This is a genomic window from Microbispora rosea (assembly GCF_044460045.1).
In the GTDB taxonomy this organism is placed as follows: Bacteria; Actinomycetota; Actinomycetes; order Streptosporangiales; family Streptosporangiaceae; genus Microbispora; species Microbispora rosea.
The window spans coordinates 99,052-121,426 of the sequence record NZ_JBITJO010000006.1 but is presented as its reverse complement, the minus strand read 5'-3'; the positions used below and the strand labels follow the sequence as shown (position 1 = coordinate 121,426).

Sequence of the window (22,375 nt, the reverse complement as noted above, 5' to 3'; positions counted from 1 at the left end):
GCTCGAACGCCGGGCGCGGATGTGCGGGCTCTCCTGTGCGAGCCCTAGAGTTGCCAATGATCATCGTCTCGCCGCGCCCAGGAGGAGCATGTGTCCGACCTCGCCTCGCTCGACGACGTCCGCCGCCGGATCGACGAGCTCGACGCCCGTCTGACGACACTGCTGGCCGAGCGGCAGCGTCTCGTGCGCGCCGCAGCGGCTTTCAAGACGGACGAGCAGGCCGTACGGGCTCCCGGCCGGGTGGAGCGGGTCGTGACGGCGGCGCGTGAGCGCGCGGAGCGCGAGGGGCTGTCCCCGGAGGTCGCCGAGGCCGTCTGGCGGGCGATGATCGGGGCGTTCGTGGAGTACGAGCTCACGGAGCACCGGCAGCGCGGGTAGCAGGGCGCCGCGGGCCCGCCGGCATGGAGGGACGCGGAAGGAATGGAGGGACGCGGAAGGAAAGGCCGGCGGAGCAAGGGCGGATGCCCTGCCGGCCTGTGCGCGGAGAGCCTAGGGGCTCTGACTGTCAGTGCGGTTCGTCGGTCGTTCGTCGCTGCCTGTGGTCGTGATCGGGGTTACCTGAGGGAGAGCGGGGACGGGCGAGCCGCGGCCTCAACTCAGCACCGAGGTGAAGAAGGTCGCCAATCTGCTGGCTCCGGTGTTGACCGTGTCGAACACGCCTCGCACGGCGCCTGCCGCCGCTTGCGGCTGGCTGTAGAGGTAGAAGACCACGAACGCGATGGCCGCGTACGTAAGAACCTTCTTCGCCTTCATCGGGGGGCCTCCTGCAGTCGGTATCCCGGTCGTTTGTACCCGGCGGCAGTAATGATCATAACTAGCCGAGAGGCCATGAGGCCGTTCCGCCCTCATAGTGAGACGGCGTGATTCAGCGGCTCGTCACGGCGTGATCCGGGCTGCTCGCGGGCCTGCCCGCACCCCCGCCGACCTGCGGGGAAAGAGCGGAGCCCGGCCGGAAAGAGCGAGACAGAGAGCGAGGCTCGGCCCGGAACGCGCGGGGCTCGGCCTGGCAAGAGCGGGGTTCGGCCCGGAACGCCCGGGGATCACCGCGGAAAGCGCGGGGGTTCAGCCCGAGAAGAGCGAGGTGAAGAACGCGGACAGGCGTTCGGCTCCCGTGGTGACGCCCCCGAACAGGTTCCTGACCGCGCCGGCGGCGTTGGCCGGCTGCGTGAACAAATAGAAGATCACGAACGCGATGACCAGATAGGTCAGGACCTTTTTGAGGTTCATCCGGGGCTCCCAAACGCTCCCACACGTCGTGCGCTGGTCTCACATGCTGCCCCATTGGACGACGTTTACGTGAGAATTCCGGACAACTCCCGTGATTTCCTGCTCATGGCCCCAATCGGGCTTCCTGCAGCCGGGCGATCGCCGCGGCGTCCCCGTCGTACGTCACCCGGGCGTGCGCCTGCCTGCCGAACGCGAACAGCAGCAGCTCCGACGGCTCGCCGGTGACCACCACGGCGGGCTCCGCCATCCGCCCGGCGGTCTTCGCCCCGTCGGGACGGCGGAGCACGACCCCCACCGGAGCCTTGCGCAGGAAGAGCCGGGCGCCGCCGCGCAGCCGGCCCCAGAACGCCTCCTGCAGGTCCCGCGGGATGACGCGAGGCTCCCAGCCGGCCTGCGCCCGGCGCACGTCCTCGTGGTGGACGAAGAGCTCCACCGTGTTGACGATCTCGTCCAGGCGGGGGACCAGCCCGTACGGCGTCCAACGCGGCGGGCCGTGACGGACGAGCCCGACCAGCTCGGGATAGGGGTGGCGCCGCTTGATGCGGTCCTGCACGGCGGCGGTGTAGCCCGCCAGGAACGGCAGCGCGATGCCGGGCGCGGCGTCGAGCCGGCGCTCGCGCAGCACGAGGTGGGCCGTGAGGTCCCCGGTCGCCCATCCCTCGCACAGCGTGGGCGCCTCAGGACCGAGGCGGTCGAGCAGGTCGCAGAGCGCCGCGCGCTCCGTCTGGGCGTGTGTCACGCGATCAGCCTATGCGTCCGTCGTCCCGTCCGGACCGGCGGCCGCGCCTGTCCGAGGAATAAACAGGTTGATCAGGATGATAGGGAGTAACTAGGACTGTCTGGCAGATGCCGCCCCTCACGGCGATCCGCGAGACATGACTAGGACCAAGGGCTTGGGCGGCGTCGGTCCGGTGACCGATCCGGTGGCGTCCCCGAGTGAGTAACGTCCCCTCCGGGACGCTCGCAGGGAGCGGCCCCGGCTGGTCCCCCGATCGGAAGGAACGCACCGCGTGCCGACGAAGGAGTCCCCCGCGCGGCCCGGCAGCTCAGTCATGCTCCAGGGTCTCAAGGTCATCGGTGTGGCGATCAGAACCGAGCCGAGGATCTTCACCGGCGCGGTCGTCGCCAGCGCCGTCTACGGCGCGATGACCGTCGCCTCGTCCTGGGCGCTCGGCTGGGCGACCGACAACGCGGTGCTGCCCGCGTTCCGCGACGGCGCGGCGGGCACCGGCACGCTGGTCGTGGCGGCCCTGCTGATCGTGGGCGTGGCGGTGCTCAAGGCCGCGGGGATCATGGGCCGGCGCATCATGGCCGGGATCCACCAGTACCGCATGCAGGCCCACTCGCGCCGCGCCGTGACGCGGCAGTACCTGCGGCTGCCCCTCGCCTGGCACCACCGCCACCCCACCGGGCAGCTGCTGTCCAACGCCAACTCCGACGTCGAGGCGGCCTGGGCGCCGCTCGCCCCGCTGCCGATGGCGGTGGGCGTGGTCGTGATGCTGGTGACGGCCGCAGTGGCGATCGTGCTGGTCGACCCGGTGCTCGCCGTCGTCGGCTTCCTGATCTTCCCGGCCGTGGCCGTGCTCAACCTGGTCTACCAGCGCAGGCTTTCCCCGCTCGCGATGCGGGCCCAGCAACTGCGGGCCGAGGTGAGCGAGGTCGCACACGAGAGCTTCGACGGCGCGCTCGTCGTCAAGACCCTCGGCAGGGAGGACGCGGAGACCGCGCGCTTCCAGGCGAAGGCCGACGCGCTGCGGGACGCGAACGTCGCCGTCGGCCGGGTCCGCGGGCTGTTCGACCCCATGCTCGAGGCGCTGCCCACGCTGGGTGTGCTCGCCGTGCTGCTCGTCGGGTCGCTGCGGCTGGAGTCGGGCGGCGTCGCGGCCGGCGACCTCATCCAGGTCGCCTACCTGTTCACCCTCCTCGCCTTCCCGATCCGGGCGCTCGGCTGGGTGCTGGCCGAGCTGCCGCGCAGCGTCGTCGGCTGGACGCGGGTCACCGACGTCCTCGACGCCACCGGCTCCATGGAGTACGGCACCGCCCGCCTGGACGCCTCCGGCCCGGCCCGGGTGGAGGCCGAGGGCGTCTCCTATGCGTACGTGCCGGGAAGCCCGGTGCTGAAGGACGTGCGCTTCGCCGTTGCGCCGGGCCGTACGATCGCGCTCGTCGGGCCGACCGGGGCGGGCAAGTCGACGCTCACCCAGCTGCTCGCGCGCCTGATCGACCCCGGCGAGGGCGTCGTCCGCGTCGACGGCGTCGACCTGCGCGAGGTGGCCAGGGGCGAGGTGAGCGCCTCGGTGGCGCTCGTCCCGCAGCAGACGTTCCTGTTCGACGACACCGTGCGCGGCAACATCGCGCTCAGCGGGCAGGAGCCGGACGAGCGGGTCTGGGCCGCGCTGCGGCTCGCGCAGGCCGACGGGTTCGTGAGCGCGCTGCCGTCCGGCCTGGACACCCGGATCGGAGAGCGCGGCGCGACGCTGTCGGGCGGTCAGCGCCAGCGTCTCGCGCTGGCCCGCGCGCTCGTGCGCGAGCCCCGGCTGCTCATCCTCGACGACGCCACCTCCAGCGTCGACCCGCAGGTCGAAAAGCGCATCCTGTACGGCCTGCGCGACGGCGCCGCCGAGGCCACGGTGATCGTGGTCGCCTACCGGATGGCGACGATCGCGCTCGCCGACGAGGTCGTCTACCTGGAACAGGGCGTGGTCACCGACCACGGCACCCACGAGCAGTTGCTGGCCCGCTGCGCGGGCTACCGCGACCTCGTCACCGCCTACGAGCGCGAGGAGGCCGAACGGGCCGCGCTCGACATCAGCGAAGACACCGATGAGGAGGTCGTGGCATGACGCACGGCCCGAAGCCCTGGACGAGGAGCGTGACGCGGTGACCGCCGTGACCGACCCTGAGACCGGCACGGCCGCAGGAGAGAGCTCGTCCCTGCGGTCGGCCGACCGGGGCGCCCTGGAGACGTTCAAGCAGGGCCTGCGGCTGTCGCCGGAGTTCCGCCACGGGCTCGCCGGGACGCTTGTGCTCGCCGTGCTGGCGACGTTGGGCAAGGTCGTCGTGCCGATCGCCGTGCAGCAGGTGATCGACCGCGGCCTGGGCTCGGGCGAGCCCGACCTGCCGTTCATCCGGAACGCCGTGGCCCTGTGCGCGCTCGCCGTCGTGCTGACCGCGCTGTGCGGCTACCTGATGAACGTCCGGCTCTACCGCTCCACCGAGTCGGGCCTGGCGGCCCTGCGCGGCAAGGGCTTCCGCCACGTGCACGACCTGTCGGTGCTGACGCAGAACACCGAGCGGCGCGGCGGCCTGGTGTCCCGCGTGACCGGCGACGTCGACCAGATCAGCACGTTCATGCAGTGGGGCGGGCTGATGGTCATCGTGTCCGCCGGGCAGCTGGTGGTGGCGACCGTGCTCATGGCCGTCTACTCCTGGCAGCTCACGCTGATCGTGTGGGCCTGCTTCCTGCCGCTGGTGCTGGCGCTGCCCCGGTTCCAGCGCCTGGTGGCCAAGGCGTACACCAAGGTGCGCGAGCGCGCCGGCGACGTCCTCGCCGCCGTCAGCGAGTCGGTCGTCGGCAGCGCGGTGATCCGGGCGTACGGCTCGGAGGACCGCACGGCCGAGCGGATCGACACGGCGGTGGACGGCATGCGCGCGGCGCAGACCCGGGCCCAGAAGATCGTCGGGTTCACGTTCCCGGCCACCGAGCTGGTCGCCTCGATCACGGTCGCGCTGGTGGTCGTGGCCGGGGTCTGGCTGGGCGTCGCCGACTCGATCACGGCGGGCCGGCTCATCGCGTTCCTGTTCCTGATCACGCTGTTCATCAGCCCGTTGCAGACCGCGACCGAGGTGCTGAACGAGGCGCAGAACGCGATCGCCGGGTGGCGGCGCATCCTGGGCGTGCTCGACACCCCGGCCGACGTGGCCGACCCCGAGAACGGCGCGACGCTGCCGCGCGGCCCGATCTCGGTCCGCTTCGACGGCGTGGGCTTCGCCTACCCCGGCGGGCCGCCGGTGCTCCACGACGTGTCGGTCGAGATCCCGCCGCGCACGCGGATCGCCGTGGTGGGGGAGACCGGCTCGGGCAAGACGACCTTCGCCAAGCTGCTCACCCGGCTCATGGACCCGACCTCCGGCCGGATCCTCGTGGACGGGACCGACCTGCGCACGGTGAGCTTCTCCTCGCTCAGGGAGCGGATCGTCATGGTCCCGCAGGACGGGTTCCTGTTCGACTCGACGCTTGAGGACAACATCCGCTTCGGGCGGCCCTCGGCGACCCGGGAGGAGATCACCCGGGCCCTGACCGAGCTCGGTCTCGCCGACTGGCTCGACGGCCTGCCCGCGGGCCTGGACAGCCCGGTCGGCCAGCGAGGCGAGTCCCTGTCGGCGGGCGAACGCCAGCTCGTCGCGCTCGCCCGCGCCTACCTCGCCGACCCCGACCTGCTGCTGCTCGACGAGGCCACCTCCGCCGTGGACCCCGCCACCGAGGTGCGCCTCGCCCGCGCCCTCGACGGCGTCACCCGCGGTCGTACGGCCGTCTCGATCGCGCACCGCCTGTCCACCGCACAGGCGGCCGACGAGGTCCTGGTGTTCGAGCACGGCCGGATCGTCCAGCGTGGCCCGCACGCTGTCCTGGTCGAGCAGCCCGGCGTGTACGCCGACCTCTACGCCTCCTGGACCACCGCGACCACCGTCCACTGACGTCGGCGGCCGGCGTCGTCCGGCCCTGATCAGGCCCGCAGCGCGTCGGTGAGGCCCATCGGGTTCCAGTAGTCGCGCAGCAGGAGGATCCGCCCGTCCCGGATGCGGAACACCTGCACGGACCGGCCCTGATAGGGAGCGCCCGTCGGCCGTCCGGGCCTCTCGCGGGCGAGCCGGAACAGGTCGTCGAGGAGATGCTCGACCGGCTCGCCGCCTCGATGACCGACGAGCCGGTCGAGTCGCTGGCCGTGCTGCGCTCGATGCTGACCCATCCGGGAGCCTCCGACGCCGCATCGGAGGGGGCGGTCCGCTACCGGGCGCAGCTCGCCGAGGCCATCCCCGCCGCCGACTCGGGCGTACGCGCGGCGCTGATCAGTGCGGTGATGATCAGCGTGGTCCTCGGGCGGCACCTGCTGAAGCTCGAAGACTTGCGCGACGCGCCTCCCGAGCAGATCGCCGAGCTGCTGCGCCCCTGCCTGCGCTCCCTGACGGGCACGGACGGCTGATCTGCGCCGAGACTGTCATGAAGGAGATCGCCGCCAGGGCGGCGGTATGAGCGGAAGCGAGCGGGACATGGAGGACGTCGTGGGGAAGCCGGTGCTGGTCGAGCGGGGTAGCACGGACAGGATCGCCCCGCCCCTCGGTGCGTACAGCCATGCGGCGCGTGTCTCACCGGAGGGCGTCGTCCTGCACATCGCGGGGCAGGTCGGCAACGCCCCCGACGGAACGGTCGCCCCGGACGCGTACGGGCAGACCGTCCAGGCGTTGCGCAACATCGCCGCGGTCGTCGAGGACGCCGGAGGTACCCCGGCGGAGGGGCTGGTCTCGCTGTTCACGATGGTCGCGAGCCGGGAGGCGCTTCCCGGCGTGCGCCGCGGCATGGGCGAGGTCTTCGCCGAGTGGTTCCCTGAGGGGGACTATCCGATCAACTCGTTGTGCGTGGTGGCCGGGCTGGCCCGCGAGGACCTGCTGGTAGAGATCGCCTCGGTGGCGGTGGTTCCGGGATGACGCCGGAGGACATCCCCGCGCTCTTCCCCGCTCTGCGGCAGATGACAGCGGTGGGCGCATAGATCTGCCGTCTCCCGCGCGTTCAGTGGGTCTGCGGGTCTCCGCCGGACAGGCGCTGGGCCAGGTAGATCGGGATCACCGACAGCAGGATCAACGCGGCGGCGACCACGTTGACCACCGGCGCCTGGTTGGGCCGGAACAGGTTCTCGAAGATCCAGATCGGCAGCGTGCGCACGCCGGCCCCGGCGGTGAACGTCGTGACGATGATCTCGTCGAACGACAGCGCGAAGGCGAGCAGCCCGCCCGCGAGCAGCGCCGAGCGCATCATCGGAAACGTCACCAGGCGGAACGTGGTGAACGTGTCCGCCCCGAGGTCGGCCGACGCCTCCTCCAGGTTCAGACCCATGCGGCGCAGCCGGGCCAGCACGTTGTTGTAGACGGTGACCACGCAGAACGTCGCGTGGCCGACGATCACGGTCAGCAGCCCGAGGGGGAGGCCCAGCACCGTGTGAAAGGTGTTGCTCAGCGCGATGCCGGTCACGATGCCGGGCAGCGCGATGGGCAGCACGATCACGAGCGAGACCGTCTCCCGGCCGAAGAACCGGTAGCGCTGCACCGCGAAGGCGGCCATCGTGCCGAGCACGAGCGCGATCGCGGTCGCGCCGAGACCCGCCTGGACCGAGGTCCACAGCGCGTCGCGCAGGCCGGCCGAATCCCAGGCGGCGCCCCACCAGCGCAGTGTGAACCCGGCGGGCGGCCAGGAGAAGGTCCGGTCGGAGTTGAACGAGTTGAGCAGCACCACGGCCAGTGGCACGTAGACGACGGCCAGGCCGATCACCAGCGCCGCCCGCAGCAGCGTCCGGGACGTACGAGAGAGATTCACCCGGCCTCCTTCGCCGGCCGGTGGACCAGATCGCTGTGCTTGCCGGTTCGTTCGCTTCGCTGTCTCACAGGTTCTCCAGCGCTCCGGTGCGGCGTACGGCCGCGAGGTAGACCAGCATGATCACGACGGGGACGGTGGCGACGGCGGCGGCGAAGGGGAGGTTGTTGGCCGCGCCGATGTTGTCGTAGACCACGTTGCCGATGAGCTGGGTCTTGCCGCCGACGATCTTCACGGTGATGTAGTCGCCCAGCGAGAGCGAGAACGTGAAGATCGACCCCGCCACGGCGGCGGGGAAGGTCAGGGGCCAGACCACCGTGCGGAAGGTCCGCCACCCGCGCGCGCCGAGGTCGCCGGCGGCGTCGAGCAGCGAGTCCGGCAGCCGTTCGAGCCCCGCGTAGATCGGCAGGATCATGTACGGCAGCCACAGGTACGACAAGGTCACCACGGTGGCGGTCAGGCCGTAACCCCAGCCGAGCACGCCGTCCGAGGACAGCATCACCCGCCACGCGTACGCCTTGACCAGGTAGGACGCCCACAGCGGGGTGAGCACGGCGATCACCAGCCAGCGCTGGGCCCGCGGCGAGGCCAGCTTGGCCATCGCGAACGCCATGGGGAAGGCCACCACCAGGTCGATCAGCGTGACCGCCGCGGCCACGCCGATCGAGCGCAGGGCGACCGTGCGGTAGACCTCGCCGGTGACCAGGTCGGTGAAGTTGGCCCAGGTGAACACCTTGACCACGTCGCCGGTGAACACGTCGGTCGACCAGAACGCGGTCACGAGAAGGGCCGCGAGTGCGCCCAGGTAGGCCAGCCCCAGCCAGGCCAGGGGCGCCGACAGCAGCAGCGACAGCCGCACCCCGGCGTGCCGGTGCAGGAACGAGGCGGCCCGCCTCCGCATCCCGGGGGAGGCGGCCGTCGTGGTGATGGTCGTCATCGTCTTCTCTCCGTGCGGCTTGTCTCCGTGCGGCCGAGGGGGACGGCCGGGCGGCCGTCCCCCATGGGGAGCGCTCAGCCCTTGATCTCGGTCCAGGCCCGGGTCCACTCGGAGTAGTCGGTGCACTTGACGTCGGTGCGCCCGTCGAGGCACTGCGTGATCGGCGTGGTCCAGTAGTGGACCTTGGAGAAGTACTCCTCGTCGGTCGCGTGGTAGGTGTCGCAGAACGACTTGTCGGAGGTCTGCTCGCACGCCTTGGCGTTGGACGGTGCCTCGCCGAACCACTCGGCCACCTGCGCGTTGGCCTTGGGGGAGATGATCCAGTCGAGCCACTTGTAGGCGCAGTTGGGGTGCTTGGCCTTCGCGGCGACCATCCAGGTGTCCGACCAGCCGGTGGAGCCCTCCTTCGGCAGCGTCGTCTCGACCGGCGCCTTGTCGGCCTCCACCAGGTTGGCGATCACCTGCCAGGTCGTGCCCACGACCGTGTCGCCGGACTTGAACGACTGCACCGCCTTGGTGTAGTCGGACCAGTACTCGCCGATGTTCTGCTTCTGCTGCTTGAGCAGGTCGACCGCGGCCTGGAGCTGCTTGTCGTCCAGCGCGTACGGGTCCTTGATTCCCAGCTCCGGCTTGGCCGACATCAGGTAGAGCGCGGCGTCGGCGATGTAGATGGGCGAGTCGTACGCCGTCACCTTGCCCTTGTACGGCGAGGCGGGGTCGAACACGACGCCCCAGGAGTCGGGGGCCGGCTTCACGGTGTCCGTGCGCCACATGAGCAGGTTCGCGCCGCGGCCGTGCGGGATGCCGTACGCGACCCCGTTGACCGAGTTCCACGGCTTGAGCTTCAGCCCGTCGAACACGTCCGCGTAGTTCGGCACGAGGTCGGTGTTGACCGGCGCGACCGTCCCCGAGGCGATCAGGCGCAGCGAGGCGTCGCCCGAGGCCGACACGGCGTCGTACTCGCCGGTCTTCATCAGGTTGACCATCTCGTCGGAGGTGCCGGCCGTCTTGGTGTTGACCGTGCAGCCCGTGGCCTTCTCGAACGGGTGGACCCAGTCGACCTTGGGGTCGTTGGAGCCGTCCTCCGCGTACCCGGCCCAGGCGACGAGGTTGACCTGTCCCTCGCCGGGGCCGAGGGACTTCAGGGCCTCGATCTTCGGCGGGGTGAAGGCGCCGCCGCCGGGGGCCGCGGCCGGGCCGCCGCCGGTAGTGGACGACCCGCCGCCGCAGCCCGCGACGGCGGCAAGCGCCAGCGCGGCGGTGACGACGAGAGAAGGCCTGGCGAAACGCGGACGGGGGGACCGCATCGTGGTTCTCCTTGCTGTGAGTGGTGCGAGTCAGCCGGCGGCGACCGGCTCGGCGGGGGCGTCGATGGGGAACTCGTGCCGGCGGTTCCACACGAGGCGGACGCGGGCGCCGCGCAGGCCCGTCACGTCCATGGACGACGCCTGCAGGTTCTGCTGGAGGGCGATCAGGCGCCCGCCCGCGTCGAGGTCCACGACGAACCGGGTCGCCGGACCGGCGTACACGACCTCGCGGATCACGCCGGCGGCCTCGTGCTCGTCCGGGCCCGAAGGCTCCTCGCCGAGCACGACGCGCAGCTTCTCGGGCCGGACGCTGAAGGTCCCCTCCCTGCCCAGCACGGCCCGCGCGGCCTCGCCGGAGATGAGGTTGGAGGTGCCGACGAAGGAGGCGACGAAGGCGGTGGCCGGGCGCTCGTACACCTCGGCGGGGGTGCCGACCTGCTCGATCCCGCCCTGGTTGAACACCGCGATCCGGTCGCTCATCGTCAGCGCCTCCTCCTGGTCGTGGGTCACGAACAGGAACGTGATGCCGACCTCCCGCTGGATCGCCTTCAGCTCGACCTGCATCTCCTCACGGAGCTTGAGGTCGAGGGCGCCGAGCGGCTCGTCGAGCAGGAGCACGCGCGGCCGGTTGACCAGCGCGCGGGCCAGCGCGACCCGCTGGCGCTGGCCGCCGGACAGCTGGGCCGGGCGCCGCTTCTCGAAGCCCTCCAGCCGCACCGAGCGCAGCGTGGCGAGCGCCCGCTCGCGCCGCTCCGCCCTGGGCACCTTCTTCACCCGCAGGCCGTACTCGACGTTGTCCAGCACGCTCATGTGGGGGAACAGCGCGTAGTCCTGGAAGACCGTGTTCACGTCCCGCTCGAACGGCGCGAGCCGCGTGACGTCACGCCCGCCCAGCTCGACCGTCCCTGCGGTGGGCGACTCGAACCCCGCGATCATGCGCAGCACGGTGGTCTTCCCCGAGCCGGACGGCCCGAGCATCGCGAAGAACTCCCCGTCGGCGACGTCGAGGTCGATCCCGGCGACCGCCTCGACCGGCCCGAAGTTCTTGCGCAGGCCACGGAGACTGACTGCTTGGTCTGGCATGACCTAGAACATATGGAGTTAAATGTTTCACGTAAAGACCCGATCCGGTATCACTGTTGTCAACTTTCGCGGGAGTCCCCTTTCGCGGACGGCGTGGGCGAACAGGAGTGCGACCGTGAACATGGCTCGCCTGGCCGTCTTCTCACCCGTGGACAGCACCGCGCGGGTGGACGTCGTGGTCCGGCGGCTCGCCGACGCGATCGCGGTCGGCCTGCTCGCCGACGGCGAGCAGCTGCCCAGCGAGGCGGAGCTCGCCGGCAGGCTCGGCGTCTCCACCGTGACCCTGCGGGAGGCGCTCATGGCGCTGCGCCAGCAGGGGATGGTCGAGACGCGGCGCGGCCGCGGCGGCGGCAGCTTCGTACGCCTGCCCGCCGGGCTCGACCCCCTGGCGCGGCTGCGCGCGTTCGCGGCCGACGAGCTGCGCGACTTCGGCGACCACTACGCGGCCATCGCCGGCACGGCGGCCAGGCTCGCGGCCGAGCGCTCGCTGCCCTCGGACGTCGCGCCCCTGTGGCGCACCCTGGACGAGATGGACGCCGTCGTCGCCGCGCCGGAGGCGGCCGGGTCCGCGGAGGCGTGCGCCCGGCTGCGCAGGCTCGACGGCCGGTTCCACATCGAGGTGGCGGCGGCCTCGCAGTCGGCCCGCCTCACTCAGGAGGAGATCCGGTTACAGGCTGACATCGGACCGTTGCTCTGGCTTCCGCACGAGGGCCTGAGCGGGCACGATGAGACGGCGGCACAGCATCGCGCCATCGCCGGGGCCGTCGAGCGCGGCGACGGCGAGCAGGCCAGGGCCGTCGCCGAGCGGCACGTGCTCGACGCGACACGACACCTCATCGAGCTTCGGTTGCGGCTGCGGGAGTAAGAAGCATGAGCACACCGGCGTCACTTGTGCAGGCCGGGCAGGACCACGCCGCCGCGGCGGTGGCGCGGGTGCGCGAGGCGGCCGAGGGCGTCTTCGAGGCGCTGCGCGAGGTCCGCGACGCCGCCGTCGCCTGCGTCCTGCCCGCGGGCGGCACCCGCCGCCCGGTCGTGGCCGACCTCGCGGCGCTGCGCCCGCTGCTGTGGGCCCGGCTGCGCGGCGCGCTGCCCGCCCATCTGCCGGTCCATCTTCCGGCGCTGATCGCGGGGATCGGCTTCATCGCCGCGCCCGGCCTGCTGGCCGACGCGCCCTGGTACCTCGAATGGTGGCAGGAGAACCCCTCCGGCGACCCCGTGCAGCTGCTGCGGGACATGGACCCGGCGAGCAGCGCCTTCTACGACTACACCCACTGGGACTGGTACGCCGGCCCGTCCTCCGGCGCGGAGCGCACGATCTGCGGCCCGTACGTCGACTACCTGTGCACCGACGAGTACAGCCTCACGCTGTCGGTGCCCGTGCTGGCCGGGGGGATCTTCGCCGGGGTGGCCGCGGCCGACGTGTTCGTGCGGCGGTTCGAGGCCGCGGTGCTTCCGGCGCTGCGGGAGATCCCCGGCCCGGCGTTCCTGGTCAACGCCGAGGGGCGGGTCGTCGCGTCCAACACCGCGAGCCGGGTCGCGGGGTCGGTCTACCGGGGCGGCTCGCGCGACGGTGACCACGTCGTGCGCCGGGTGGGCGACCTGCCGCTGTCCCTGGTGACCGCGACGGCCTGCGAGGCCGTGTAACGGCGGCGGGGTAGCGGCGGCGGGGGCGGGCGGGACCTGCGGCAGAATTGGCGTCATGGCCCTCGACCCCAAGATCGCCGACCGGCTGAAGCGCACGCCGGACGGCCTGGTGCCCGCGATCGTCCAGCAGCACGACACCGGAGAGGTGCTCATGCTCGCCTGGATGGACGACGAGGCGCTGCACCGCACGCTCACCACCGGCCGGGCGACCTACTGGTCCCGCAGCCGGGGGGAGTACTGGGTGAAGGGCGACACCTCGGGCCACGTGCAGTGGGTCAAGCACGTGGCGCTCGACTGCGACGGCGACACGATCCTGCTCAAGGTCGACCAGGTGGGGGCGGCCTGCCACACGGGCGACCGCACCTGCTTCGACGCCGACGTCCTCGACGTGAGCGGCGCGCCGTGACCGCCCCCGCGCCCGCCCGCGACCAGGCGCGCACGGCGCGGCGCTCGCTGCTGGTGTGGCTGGCCGCCTGCGCCGTGGGCGGCGGGCTCGCGCTGCTGGCCGCGGGCCGCGTGTGGGTCACGCTCGGCACGGCGGGAGGACCCGCGGGAGCGGGCGCCGGCTCCCTCACGGGCAACGACCTGGTCGCCTGGCTCACCCCCGCCGCGCTGGCCGCGCTCGCCGCCGTGCTGGCCGTACTGGCGACCCGGGGGGTCGCGCGGCGGGCGACGAGCGTGGTGGTCGCCCTCCTCGGCGCGGCGGTCGCGGCCGGGGCGTGGGACGGCACGCGTGGCGCGACGATCGCGTCCGCGGCCGCGCAGCACATGACGACCGCGGTGACGTCCTCGGGTCACATCTCCCTGGAGTCGCGCGCCTGGGTCTGGCCGGTGCTGACCGCCGCGGGCGGGCTCGTCCTGGCCGGGGCGGGCGTGGTGGCGGCGATCCTGAGCGTGCGCTGGCCCGGCATGTCGAGCAGGTACGAGCGGGGAGCCGGGCGCGAGGGCACGGCCGGCGCCACCAGGGTGAAGGACGCCGACAGGGCGATGTGGGACGCCATCGACGAGGGCGAGGATCCGACCGCGTAGCCGGTCCGCCGGGCGGGGGAGGAAACCCCACGCGAGTTGGACCGTTCCCGGCTCAGATTACAAATTGTCCACAAAGCGGATTCTCGCCGGACCGGCCACCCTGCTGCCGATAGGCTTCGCGCCGACCTCTGATCGTCGCACAGGAGACCGAATGAGCCACGGGAGTCGGCCGGGCGGCACGGGCGGCCACGGCCGCCGGCCCGGCCGGGGTGACCGGCTGCCGGCCTCCGGCGGCCATCGCCATCCGCTCCGTTCGGATCGCACCGGCGCCGGCCACCCTCCGGCGCCGACGGGAACGGCATGGTCGTCGCGTCGATCCTCCCCGGCATCCCCGGCCCGTCTCCATGCGGTGCTCCGCGGATTCTCGGGGCCGTCTCCGGTCTCGTCGCGCTGAGGAAGATCCGAGACCTCTTTTCCCCCACTCACGCAGGAGCATTCCATGACGTACGGCAACGACCCGGGCCAGAGCCCGGGTGGTTACCCGCAGAACCAGCCCGGCCCGCAGGGCGGGTATCCCCCGCCGCAGGGCGGATACCCCCCGCCGCAGGGTGGTTACCCGCCGCCCCAGGGTGGATACCCCCCGCCGCAGGGCGGTTACCCGCCGCCTTCCCAGGGCGGCTACCAGCAGGGCGGCGGCTACCCGCCCCCGCAGGGCTCGTACCCGGCCGCGCCCGGCGGTGACCAGTACGGCGGTCAGTACGGTGACCAGTACGGCGGCCAGTACGGCGGCGCGTACGGCCCGCCCGGCGGCTACCCGGCTCCCGAGCTCGCCCACTGGGGTCTGCGCGTCGGCGCCACGCTGATCGACGGCCTCATCGTCGGCGTGCCCACCTGGATCCTGAGCATCATCGGCAGCGCCCTGAGCGCCGGCTCGGTGGACCAGGAGACCGGCCAGGTCGGCTCCGGCTTCGGGATCGGCCTGGTGCTCTCCCTCCTGGCCATCGCCGTCGGCCTCGGCCTGGGCCTGTGGCTGAAGCACAAGGAGGGCACGACCGGCCAGACGGTGGGCAAGAAGGTCGTCGGCATCCAGACGGTCAAGGAGCAGACCGGCGAGTACATCGGATTCGGCATGGCCGTCGTCCGGTACATCTGCCACATCGTGGACGGCCTGCCCTGCTACATCGGCTACCTGTGGCCGCTCTGGGACGCCAAGCGGCAGACCTTCGCCGACAAGATCGTCGGCACCGTGGTCGTGCGCGCCCCGCGTTAGGCTGACCTTCATGGAGGTGACCGGACGGCGCGCGCGGGACCGGGTGCGGTCGCTGTACGCGCCGTTCGGCGCCGCGGCCGTTCTGGCCGCGGCGGTGACATGCCTGGCGGTGGTCGACCCGCACGAGCCGGGTCACTACCCCGTCTGTCCCCTCTATTACCTGACCGGCCTGTACTGTCCCGGGTGCGGCGCGCTGCGCGCCGTCCACGACCTCGCCCACGCCGACCTCGCCGGGGCGGCACGGATGAACCTGCTCTTTGTCTTCTGCGTCCCTGTCGTAATCACGTTGTGGGCCCGTTGGGCGTTACGATCATGGCAGGGACGGCCCACGCGCCCGGACATCGCGCGCCCCGCATACCTGTGGGGACTCCTCGCCGTCGCGGCCGTCTTCGGAGTGGTGCGTAATACGCCTTTCGGGCAATTCCTCGCACCGTGAATCGACCCGGTGGCGGCCCGACGGGAGACGGGCCGATACCATCGCAGGGCAGGACACGCAGAGCAGCCGACCGGAGGGACCCTTACGCGTGAGCGAGCGGACAGGCAAATCGCGCGAGCTCCGAGCCGAAGGCGAGGAGGACGCGTGAGTGTTCTTGAGGAGATCATCTCGGGCGTGCGGGAGGACCTCGAGGAGCGGCAGCGCGACGTGCCGATCGAGGAGCTCAAGCGGCTCGCCGCCCGCGCCCCCGAGCCCCGGGACGCCTATGCCGCGCTCGGCGGCGACCGGGTGTCGGTCATCGCGGAGGTGAAGCGGTCGAGCCCCTCGAAGGGCGCGCTCGCCGCCATCGCCGACCCCGCGGCACTCGCGGCGGACTACGAGGAGGGCGGCGCCCACGTCATCAGCGTGCTGACGGAGCGGCGCAGGTTCGGCGGGACGCTCGCCGACCTTGCGGCCGTGCGCGCGGCCGTGGACATCCCGATCCTGCGCAAGGACTTCATCGTCACCTCCTACCAGCTGTGGGAGGCCAGGGCGCACGGCGCCGACCTCGCCCTGCTCATCGTGGCGGCCCTCGACCAGCAGGCGCTCGTCTCGCTGATCGAGCGGGCCGAGTCGATCGGGCTCGCCCCGCTCGTCGAGGTGCACACCGAGGAGGAGCTGGGCCGCGCGGTCGACGCCGGCGCCAAGATCATCGGTGTGAACGCCCGCAACCTCAAGACGCTCGAGGTGGACCGCGAGGTCTTCGCCGCGCTCGCGCCCAAGGTGCCGGACGGCGTCATCAAGATCGCTGAGTCCGGGGTGCGCGGCCCGCACGACCTGCTCGCGTACGCGCGGGCGGGGGCCGACGCCGTGCTGGTGGGCGAGAGCCTGGTCACCGGCAGGGACCCGAAGGCGGCGGTCAACGACCTCGTCACCGCGGGCGCCCACCCGGCCTCCCGGCAGGACACCGGCTCCGAGAGGCACTCGTGAACGACAGCGCAGCGGAAGGAGGCCACGTGACCGCGACGGAGGGGCCCATCCTCACCCCCGCGGACCTGGCCGGCAACGGGATCCACGGCAACGACCCGGACATCCACGGCAAGTTCGGCAAGTTCGGCGGCAGGTACGTGCCGGAGGCGCTCATCCCGGCCCTCGACGAGGTCGCCGCGGAGTATGAGAAGGCCAAGACCGACCTGGGCTTCCTGCGCGAGTTCGACCACCTGCTGCGCACGTACGCCGGGCGGCCCACGACGCTGACCGAGGTGCCGCGCTTCGCCGGGCACGCGGGCGGCGCGCGGATCCTGCTCAAGCGCGAGGACCTGACCCACACGGGCGCACACAAGATCAACAATGTGCTCGGGCAGGCGCTGCTGACCAAGCGGCTCGGCAAGCGGCGCGTCATCGCGGAGACCGGAGCGGGCCAGCACGGCGTCGCCACCGCCACCGCCGCGGCGCTCATGGGCCTGGAGTGCGTCATCTACATGGGCGCGGTCGACTGCGAGCGCCAGGCGCTCAACGTCGCCAGGATGAAGCTCCTCGGCGCGACGGTCGTGCCGGTCACCAACGGCAGCCAGACCCTCAAGGACGCCATCAACGAGGCGTTCCGCGACTGGGTCACCAACGTCGACCACACCCACTACCTGTTCGGCACCGTCGCCGGTCCGCACCCGTTCCCGGAGATCGTGCGGGACTTCGCCAGGATCATCGGCGTGGAGGCCCGGCGTCAGGTCCTGGAGCTCACCGGCGGGCTGCCGGACGCGGTCTGCGCCGCCGTCGGCGGCGGGTCGAACGCCATCGGCGTCTTCCACGCCTTCATCGAGGACGAGGACGTCCGGCTGTACGGCTACGAGGCCGGCGGCCGGGGCGTGGAGACCGGCGAGCACGCGCTGACCCTGACCGAGGGCAGCGTCGGCGTGCTGCACGGCGCCCGCACCTACGTCCTGCAGGACGAGGAGGGTCAGACGATCGAGTCGCACTCGATCTCGGCCGGCCTCGACTATCCCGGCGTGGGCCCGGAGCACGCGTGGCTCAAGGACACCGGCCGGGCCACCTACGAGGGCGTGACCGACGAGGAGGCCATGGAGGCCTTCGCCCTGCTCGCCCGCACCGAGGGCATCATCCCGGCCATCGAGTCCTCGCACGCGCTCGCGGGCGCGCTGCGGCTGGGCCGCGAGCTCGGCCCGGACGCCGTCATCCTGGTGAACCTGTCGGGCCGCGGTGACAAGGACATGGGCACCGCCATGAAGTACTTCAACCTCTGATCAGCATCGATAGGGCATCCCGATGACGACACTCCACGCGGTGTTCGACAAGGCCCGCGCCGAGGACAGGGCCGCGCTCGTCGGCTACCTGCCGGCGGGCTTCCCGACCAAGGACGGCGGGGTCGCCGCGGCGACCGCGATGGTCGAGGCCGGCTGCGACGTGATCGAGATCGGCCTGCCGTACTCCGATCCGCTCATGGACGGCCCGACCATCCAGGACGCGGTCCACCGGTCGCTGACCAACGGCACCCGCATCGCCGACGTGCTGCGCACCGTCGAGGGCGTGGCGAAGTCGGGGGCCGCGACGCTGGTCATGACGTACTGGAACCCGATCGACCGCTACGGCGCCGAGCGCTTCGCGCGCGACCTCGCCTCGGCGGGCGGCGTCGGGACCATCACGCCGGACCTGACGCCCGAGGAGTCCGAGCCCTGGCTCGCCGCGAGCAAGGAAGCCGCCATCGACACGGTCTTCCTCGTCGCGCCCAGCTCGCCGGACGAGCGCATCTCCCGGGTCGCCGCCTGCTGCACGGGCTTCGTGTACGCGGCCTCGCTGATGGGCGTGACCGGCGCCAGGGAGACCGTCGGCTCGGCGGCGGAGGGCCTGGTCAAGCGGACCAAGGCGAACACGTCGCTGCCGGTCTGCGTCGGGCTCGGCGTCGGGAACGGCGCCCAGGCGGCCGAGGTCGCGGCGTACGCCGACGGCGTCATCGTCGGGTCCGCCTTCATCCGGCGCCTGCTCGACGCGCCAGACGAGAAGTCCGGTCTTGCGGCGGTACGCGAGCTCGCGTCCGAACTCGCCCGGGGCGTCCGGCGCTGAGCCGCCCTGGGGTTTCCTTCCCGTACAGGCGCCGCGAGCAGCCAAGATAAGGCGGCTTACCATGCTCTTATCCAGCACATGGTGAGGTTGGGTCCCGGTACTGTTCAGTCGGTGTTGCCTACCGGGCGAGGAGACTCATGGTTCAGTTGGCATCCGGCGCCTCGGTGTCCGAGCGGTTACAGCCTGCGAAACCCGTACTCTCCTGGGTCACGACCGCCGCGCGGGTCGTGCTCGCCGGCGTACTGATCGTCGCCGGGGCGCTCAAGATCGGAGCGCCCGCGTTGTCGGTCCAGGCGGTGCGGGCCTATCAGCTCCTGCCCGACTCCGTCGCGCAGGTCGTGGGATACGGCCTGCCGGTGCTGGAGATCATCACGGGCGTGTTGCTGCTCGTCGGCCTGTTCACACGTGCGGTGGCGGCCGTCGGCGGGGTGCTCATGGTGGCGTTCGTCATCGGCATCGCGTCGGCCTGGGCCCGGGGGCTGCGCATCGACTGCGGCTGCTTCGGCGGGGACGGCACCCTCGCCGCGGGACAGGACCCCAACTACTTCTGGGAGCTGATGCGCGACCTCGGGCTGCTGGTCTGCGCGGCGTGGATCGTGGTCAGGCCATCGGGCCGCCTGTCGCTGGACTCCGCGCTGGGCTTCACGGGGGAGCGGGAAACGGCGGACGAGGACGACTCGGACGGCGGCGAGGACGACGCCGCGTGACCGCGGGACACAGCGGCGCGCGGCCGTGTATATAGCCAGGGGGGAAGCTTCGTGAGCAAGCGGACGAGTGAGGCGGCCAGGGCCCGGATCGCGGCCCAACGGGATGCCTTGCGCAAGCAGGAGCAGCGCAAGCGCATCACGATGATCGTCACCATCGCGGTGATCGTCGTGATCGCCGCCGCCTTCACGGTGTGGTCGGTGCGGCAGGGAGCCGCGGAGGAGGCCTCCGGAGGCGTCGCTCCCGTCACCGTGGAGAAGGACGGGACGGTCGTGATGGCCCAGGCCGGCGTGACCAAGCCCGTGGTCGACGTGTTCGAGGACTTCCAGTGCCCGGCGTGCAAGCAGTTCGAGGAGACCAGCGGCTCGACGCTGAAGAACCTGGCCGCCGAGGGCAAGGCCAAGGTCGTGTATCACCCGATCACGATCTTCACGCAGGAGCCGACCAAGAGCAACTCGCTGCGCGCGGCCTCCGCGGCTCGCTGCATCACCGACGGGCGGCAGTGGCTGGCGTTCCACGACCTGCTCTACAAGAACCAGCCGAGCGAGACCGTGAGCGGCTTCTCCGCCGACGAGCTGATCAAGTGGGGCAAGCAGGCCGGCGTCACCGCCGAGGACTTCGACAACTGCGTACGGCAGCAGCGCAACGTCGCCGCGCACCAGCAGTTCTCGTCGCAGACCATGACCGCGCAGAAGCTGCAGGGAACGCCGACCATCAAGGTCGACGGCAAGGAACTCGACAGCAACGTCGCCTTCGTGCCGAGCTCGCTGCGTGACGCGGTGGAGAGCGCCGGCAAGTGACCTCCCGCCGGGACGGCCCCCACGCGGGCCGTCCCGGTCCTCGCCAAGAATCGGGCAAGGGCCGCGTGCCTCTCCCGTGACGGGGGTATCGAGCGCGATGTCACAAGCTCCGCCGCAGGGCGGGGGAGAGGCCGGTCCGGCCGGAGTGCCGCCCGAGCCTGCCACGAGCGGTTCCGCCGCGATGAGCTGAGCGAGGAGGCGCCGCGCCCGCCACGAGCGGTTCCGCGTGATGAGCTGAGCGAGGAGGCGCCGTGCCCGCCCACACCGGTGAGAAGGCCCGCAAGACCGGCGTCTTCCACTGCGCCGTCTGCGGGGAGAAGGTGTCGGTCCACGAGGGCGACACGATCCCGAAGTGCCCGAACGGCCACACCGAGTTCGACAGCCGCACCCAAGAGCCGGACAACCGGTCGTGACGGAGCGCCGGCCGACGCCGGTGCCGGCAGGGCGATGAGCGGGCGCGACCTTCCCGGGGAGCAGCCCGCAGGACAGCCCGGCGTCGCCCGTGTCGTGCTGCGGCCCATGGGCAGTCCGCTGCCGCTGGGGTTCCTCGGTCTCGCCCTGGCCACGACCGCCTTCGCCGCCGTGGAGCTCGGCTGGGTGCCCGCCGCGCAGGCGCACGTCGCCGCCCTGGCCGCGTTGCTGTTCACCGCGCCGCTGCAGTTCCTCGTCTCGGTGCTCGGCTTCCGCGCCCGCGATGCGGTCGCCGGGGCCGCGATGGGCGTCCTTTCCGGCACCTGGGCGGTGATCGGCGGCGTCACGCTCGTCTCCGCGCCCGGCACCGCCAGCGCGGCGCTCGGCGTCGTCCTGCTCACGGCCGCCGCGGCGATGCTCGTCCCGGCCCTCGCGGGCCTGCCCAAGCTGGTGGCCGCGGCCGTGATGGCGATGTCGGCCACCAGGTTCGCGATCACCGGCGTCTACGAGCTCACCGCGTCGGCGGAATGGAGGACCGCGGCGGGCGTCGCCGGTCTGGTGCTCGCGGTCGTCGCCTACTACGCCGCCCTGGCGTTCGAGCTGGAGGACGCGCACGGGCGTGCGCTCCTCCCCGTGGCCCGCCTCGGCCGGGCCCGTTCGGCGGTCCGGGGCGACCTGGGCGACCAGACGAAGGGGCTGGCCCGCGAGGCGGGCGTGCGCGAGCAGCTCTGACGCCCACCAGGCATCCGGTCGTGCGGGAGCGCCCGGGTCACCGGCCCGGCGACCTGAGCGGGCACAGGCGGGAGTGCCCGGATCGCCGCCCCGGCGGCTGAAACGGTTGCAGACGGTGGGTGCCCGGGCCGCCGCCCCGGCACGGCCGCGCGCCGGGTTTCGCCTCCGCGGCCGCGGTTAGCATGCCCGCATGCCGTACGACGATCGGTCTCCCCGCACCGAACCCGCGGGCACCGCGAGGAGGATCCACGCTGCGATGATCGCCTTCGCGGCGGGCGACGCGCTCGGCGTGCCCTGGGAGGGCCGCCCGCCGGCGAGCATCGATCCGGCCGAGGTCGTGCGCTTGCCCGCGCCGGACCGGGGGTGGCCGCGCGGTTCGACCTCCGACGACACCGCGCAGATGGTGCTGGTCGCCCGGTGCCTGGCCGACACGGACGGGCGGCCCGTCTCCATGGACTTCCTGACCCGTCTGGCCGCCGCGGCGCCCGGGGTGCGCGGCCTCGGGCCGACGACGCGGCGGGCCCTCGCGCACTTCCACGCCACGGGGGAGCTCCCGGCGCCCTCGGCCGGCGACCTGCCCACCAACGGCGCGGCCATGCGCATCGCCCCCGTCGGCTGGGCCGTGCCACCCCACCTCCCGGAACGCCGCCGGAGGCTGTGCGGGGCGCTGTCGGCCGCGACGCACCGCGCGCCGGCGGCCGTGGCGGCGGCCTGCGTGATCGCGGCCATGGCGTCGGCCGCGGCCGAGGGCGCGGGAGTGGACGCGGCCGATCTGCCGGACGTGGCGGCGGCGGAGGCCCGCTGGGCGGCCGAGCACCACGGGCCGATGGACGCCGTGGCGGACGCCGCCCGCGGCCGCTGGTCGCCGCCGTCCGAGGGCGTCTCCCTGGACGCCGTGGAGACGGCCGCCGCGGTGGTCCACGTGATTTGCGAGGCCCCCGACCTGGCCGCGGCGCTCCCGTACGCCGTGTCCCTCGGCGGGGACGCCGACACGGTCGCGGCACTGGTGGGCGGCGTCCTCGGCGCCCGCGACCCGGAAGGGATCACCCGGCTCGGCTGGCTGGGGCTGGTGGATCTCGGCGAATATCCGGGCCTGGGAGACCTCGCCGCACGCCTGGCCGCCCTCCGCGGGGCGACCGCCGCCGGGCCCTGATCGCGGTGCGGCGAGTGGTCGGCGCAGGTCGCGGGACGGTTGCCCGCGCCTCGCTCCG

General features: G+C 72.4%; 26 protein-coding genes. 19 read left to right on the top strand and 7 right to left on the bottom strand.

The features are described from left to right. Window positions 1-90: 90 nt before the first annotated feature. Window positions 91-378 carry a chorismate mutase gene (locus tag ACIBK1_RS25405; protein ID WP_030509949.1) on the top strand — a complete coding sequence of 96 codons (288 nt, stop codon included), beginning with the start codon at window positions 91-93 and terminating at the stop codon, window positions 376-378. A gap of 213 nt (window positions 379-591) precedes the next feature. On the opposite strand, the gene ACIBK1_RS25400 is transcribed toward ACIBK1_RS25405, so the two are convergent. From ACIBK1_RS25400 to ACIBK1_RS25390, 3 genes are all read right to left on the bottom strand, one after another. After that, window positions 592-753 (bottom strand): hypothetical protein, encoded by a 162-nt coding sequence (locus ACIBK1_RS25400; protein WP_167530286.1) that lies wholly within the window; start codon window positions 751-753, stop codon window positions 592-594. A 309-nt stretch (window positions 754-1,062) separates the two neighbouring features. Beyond that, window positions 1,063-1,227 (bottom strand): hypothetical protein, encoded by a 165-nt coding sequence (locus ACIBK1_RS25395; protein ID WP_357319535.1) that lies wholly within the window; start codon window positions 1,225-1,227, stop codon window positions 1,063-1,065. A 103-nt stretch (window positions 1,228-1,330) separates the two neighbouring features. Beyond that, window positions 1,331-1,966 carry a TIGR03085 family metal-binding protein gene (locus ACIBK1_RS25390; protein WP_363531528.1) on the bottom strand — a complete coding sequence of 212 codons (636 nt, stop codon included), beginning with the start codon at window positions 1,964-1,966 and terminating at the stop codon, window positions 1,331-1,333. Window positions 1,967-2,279: 313 nt separating this feature from the next. Between ACIBK1_RS25390 and ACIBK1_RS25385 the strand changes: the two genes are divergently transcribed. The 4 genes from ACIBK1_RS25385 (at window position 2,280) to ACIBK1_RS25370 (ending at window position 6,933) form a co-directional block, all read left to right on the top strand. Beyond that, on the top strand, window positions 2,280-4,070 hold the full coding sequence (locus ACIBK1_RS25385) for an ABC transporter ATP-binding protein (protein WP_036407853.1): 1,791 nt from the start codon (window positions 2,280-2,282) through the stop codon (window positions 4,068-4,070). Beyond that, the gene (locus ACIBK1_RS25380; protein WP_081903771.1) at window positions 4,051-5,925 is read left to right on the top strand and encodes an ABC transporter ATP-binding protein; all 1,875 of its coding nucleotides are present in this window, start codon (window positions 4,051-4,053) and stop codon (window positions 5,923-5,925) included. The genes ACIBK1_RS25385 and ACIBK1_RS25380 overlap by 20 nt, the downstream gene beginning before the upstream one ends. 113 nt (window positions 5,926-6,038) lie before the next feature. Then, entirely contained in the window at window positions 6,039-6,431 is a 393-nt protein-coding gene (locus tag ACIBK1_RS25375; protein WP_396738597.1) for a TetR/AcrR family transcriptional regulator, read from the top strand. 46 nt (window positions 6,432-6,477) lie between these two features. Continuing rightward, on the top strand, window positions 6,478-6,933 hold the full coding sequence (locus ACIBK1_RS25370) for a RidA family protein (protein WP_396738160.1): 456 nt from the start codon (window positions 6,478-6,480) through the stop codon (window positions 6,931-6,933). Window positions 6,934-7,015: 82 nt separating this feature from the next. Here ACIBK1_RS25370 and ACIBK1_RS25365 read toward each other — a convergent pair whose 3' ends face one another. The 4 genes from ACIBK1_RS25365 to ACIBK1_RS25350 form a co-directional block, all read right to left on the bottom strand. Then, on the bottom strand, window positions 7,016-7,816 hold the full coding sequence (locus ACIBK1_RS25365; RefSeq protein WP_030509955.1) for an ABC transporter permease: 801 nt from the start codon (window positions 7,814-7,816) through the stop codon (window positions 7,016-7,018). A 64-nt stretch (window positions 7,817-7,880) separates the two neighbouring features. Continuing rightward, window positions 7,881-8,750 (bottom strand): ABC transporter permease, encoded by an 870-nt coding sequence (locus tag ACIBK1_RS25360; RefSeq protein ID WP_076432239.1) that lies wholly within the window; start codon window positions 8,748-8,750, stop codon window positions 7,881-7,883. A gap of 74 nt (window positions 8,751-8,824) precedes the next feature. Then, window positions 8,825-10,057, bottom strand: a complete 1,233-nt coding sequence (locus ACIBK1_RS25355) for an ABC transporter substrate-binding protein (protein ID WP_081903772.1) — start codon at window positions 10,055-10,057, stop codon at window positions 8,825-8,827. A 30-nt stretch (window positions 10,058-10,087) separates the two neighbouring features. Continuing rightward, the gene (locus ACIBK1_RS25350) at window positions 10,088-11,140 is read right to left on the bottom strand and encodes an ABC transporter ATP-binding protein (RefSeq protein WP_030509958.1); all 1,053 of its coding nucleotides are present in this window, start codon (window positions 11,138-11,140) and stop codon (window positions 10,088-10,090) included. 121 nt (window positions 11,141-11,261) lie between these two features. On the opposite strand from ACIBK1_RS25350, the gene ACIBK1_RS25345 reads away from it, so the two are divergent. The 14 genes from ACIBK1_RS25345 (at window position 11,262) to ACIBK1_RS25280 (ending at window position 22,317) form a co-directional block, all read left to right on the top strand. Further along, window positions 11,262-12,005: a FadR/GntR family transcriptional regulator gene (locus tag ACIBK1_RS25345; RefSeq protein WP_396738595.1), complete on the top strand. Its 744-nt coding sequence runs from the start codon at window positions 11,262-11,264 to the stop codon at window positions 12,003-12,005. Window positions 12,006-12,010: 5 nt separating this feature from the next. Beyond that, the gene (locus ACIBK1_RS25340; RefSeq protein WP_396738157.1) at window positions 12,011-12,784 is read left to right on the top strand and encodes a hypothetical protein; all 774 of its coding nucleotides are present in this window, start codon (window positions 12,011-12,013) and stop codon (window positions 12,782-12,784) included. 55 nt (window positions 12,785-12,839) lie between these two features. Continuing rightward, complete coding sequence (hisI, locus tag ACIBK1_RS25335; RefSeq protein WP_030509961.1) at window positions 12,840-13,190, top strand: phosphoribosyl-AMP cyclohydrolase; 351 nt, start codon at window positions 12,840-12,842, stop codon at window positions 13,188-13,190. Beyond that, window positions 13,187-13,813 (top strand): Trp biosynthesis-associated membrane protein, encoded by a 627-nt coding sequence (locus ACIBK1_RS25330; RefSeq protein WP_030509962.1) that lies wholly within the window; start codon window positions 13,187-13,189, stop codon window positions 13,811-13,813. The genes hisI and ACIBK1_RS25330 overlap by 4 nt, the downstream gene beginning before the upstream one ends. Window positions 13,814-14,252: 439 nt before the next feature. After that, complete coding sequence (locus ACIBK1_RS25325; RefSeq protein WP_396738154.1) at window positions 14,253-15,023, top strand: RDD family protein; 771 nt, start codon at window positions 14,253-14,255, stop codon at window positions 15,021-15,023. A gap of 10 nt (window positions 15,024-15,033) precedes the next feature. Then, the gene (locus tag ACIBK1_RS25320; protein WP_396738151.1) at window positions 15,034-15,459 is read left to right on the top strand and encodes a DUF2752 domain-containing protein; all 426 of its coding nucleotides are present in this window, start codon (window positions 15,034-15,036) and stop codon (window positions 15,457-15,459) included. A gap of 144 nt (window positions 15,460-15,603) precedes the next feature. Continuing rightward, window positions 15,604-16,428, top strand: coding sequence for an indole-3-glycerol phosphate synthase TrpC (trpC, locus tag ACIBK1_RS25315; protein ID WP_363535484.1), 825 nt, complete (start codon window positions 15,604-15,606; stop codon window positions 16,426-16,428). 80 nt (window positions 16,429-16,508) lie between these two features. Beyond that, window positions 16,509-17,699 (top strand): tryptophan synthase subunit beta, encoded by a 1,191-nt coding sequence (gene trpB / locus ACIBK1_RS25310; RefSeq protein WP_239104840.1) that lies wholly within the window; start codon window positions 16,509-16,511, stop codon window positions 17,697-17,699. Window positions 17,700-17,721: 22 nt separating this feature from the next. Further along, complete coding sequence (gene trpA, locus ACIBK1_RS25305) at window positions 17,722-18,516, top strand: tryptophan synthase subunit alpha (protein WP_030509967.1); 795 nt, start codon at window positions 17,722-17,724, stop codon at window positions 18,514-18,516. 137 nt (window positions 18,517-18,653) lie between these two features. Beyond that, entirely contained in the window at window positions 18,654-19,223 is a 570-nt protein-coding gene (locus ACIBK1_RS25300; RefSeq protein ID WP_396738148.1) for a DoxX family protein, read from the top strand. Window positions 19,224-19,274: 51 nt separating this feature from the next. Beyond that, window positions 19,275-20,021 carry a DsbA family protein gene (locus ACIBK1_RS25295; protein WP_030509969.1) on the top strand — a complete coding sequence of 249 codons (747 nt, stop codon included), beginning with the start codon at window positions 19,275-19,277 and terminating at the stop codon, window positions 20,019-20,021. Between the two features lie 251 nt (window positions 20,022-20,272). Continuing rightward, on the top strand, window positions 20,273-20,434 hold the full coding sequence (locus ACIBK1_RS25290) for a zinc ribbon-containing protein (RefSeq protein WP_030509970.1): 162 nt from the start codon (window positions 20,273-20,275) through the stop codon (window positions 20,432-20,434). Between the two features lie 34 nt (window positions 20,435-20,468). Beyond that, a complete protein-coding gene (locus tag ACIBK1_RS25285; protein WP_396738145.1) occupies window positions 20,469-21,164 on the top strand; it encodes a hypothetical protein in 696 nt (231 codons plus the stop codon). Between the two features lie 190 nt (window positions 21,165-21,354). After that, entirely contained in the window at window positions 21,355-22,317 is a 963-nt protein-coding gene (locus ACIBK1_RS25280; protein ID WP_396738142.1) for an ADP-ribosylglycohydrolase family protein, read from the top strand. Window positions 22,318-22,375: the final 58 nt, after the last annotated feature.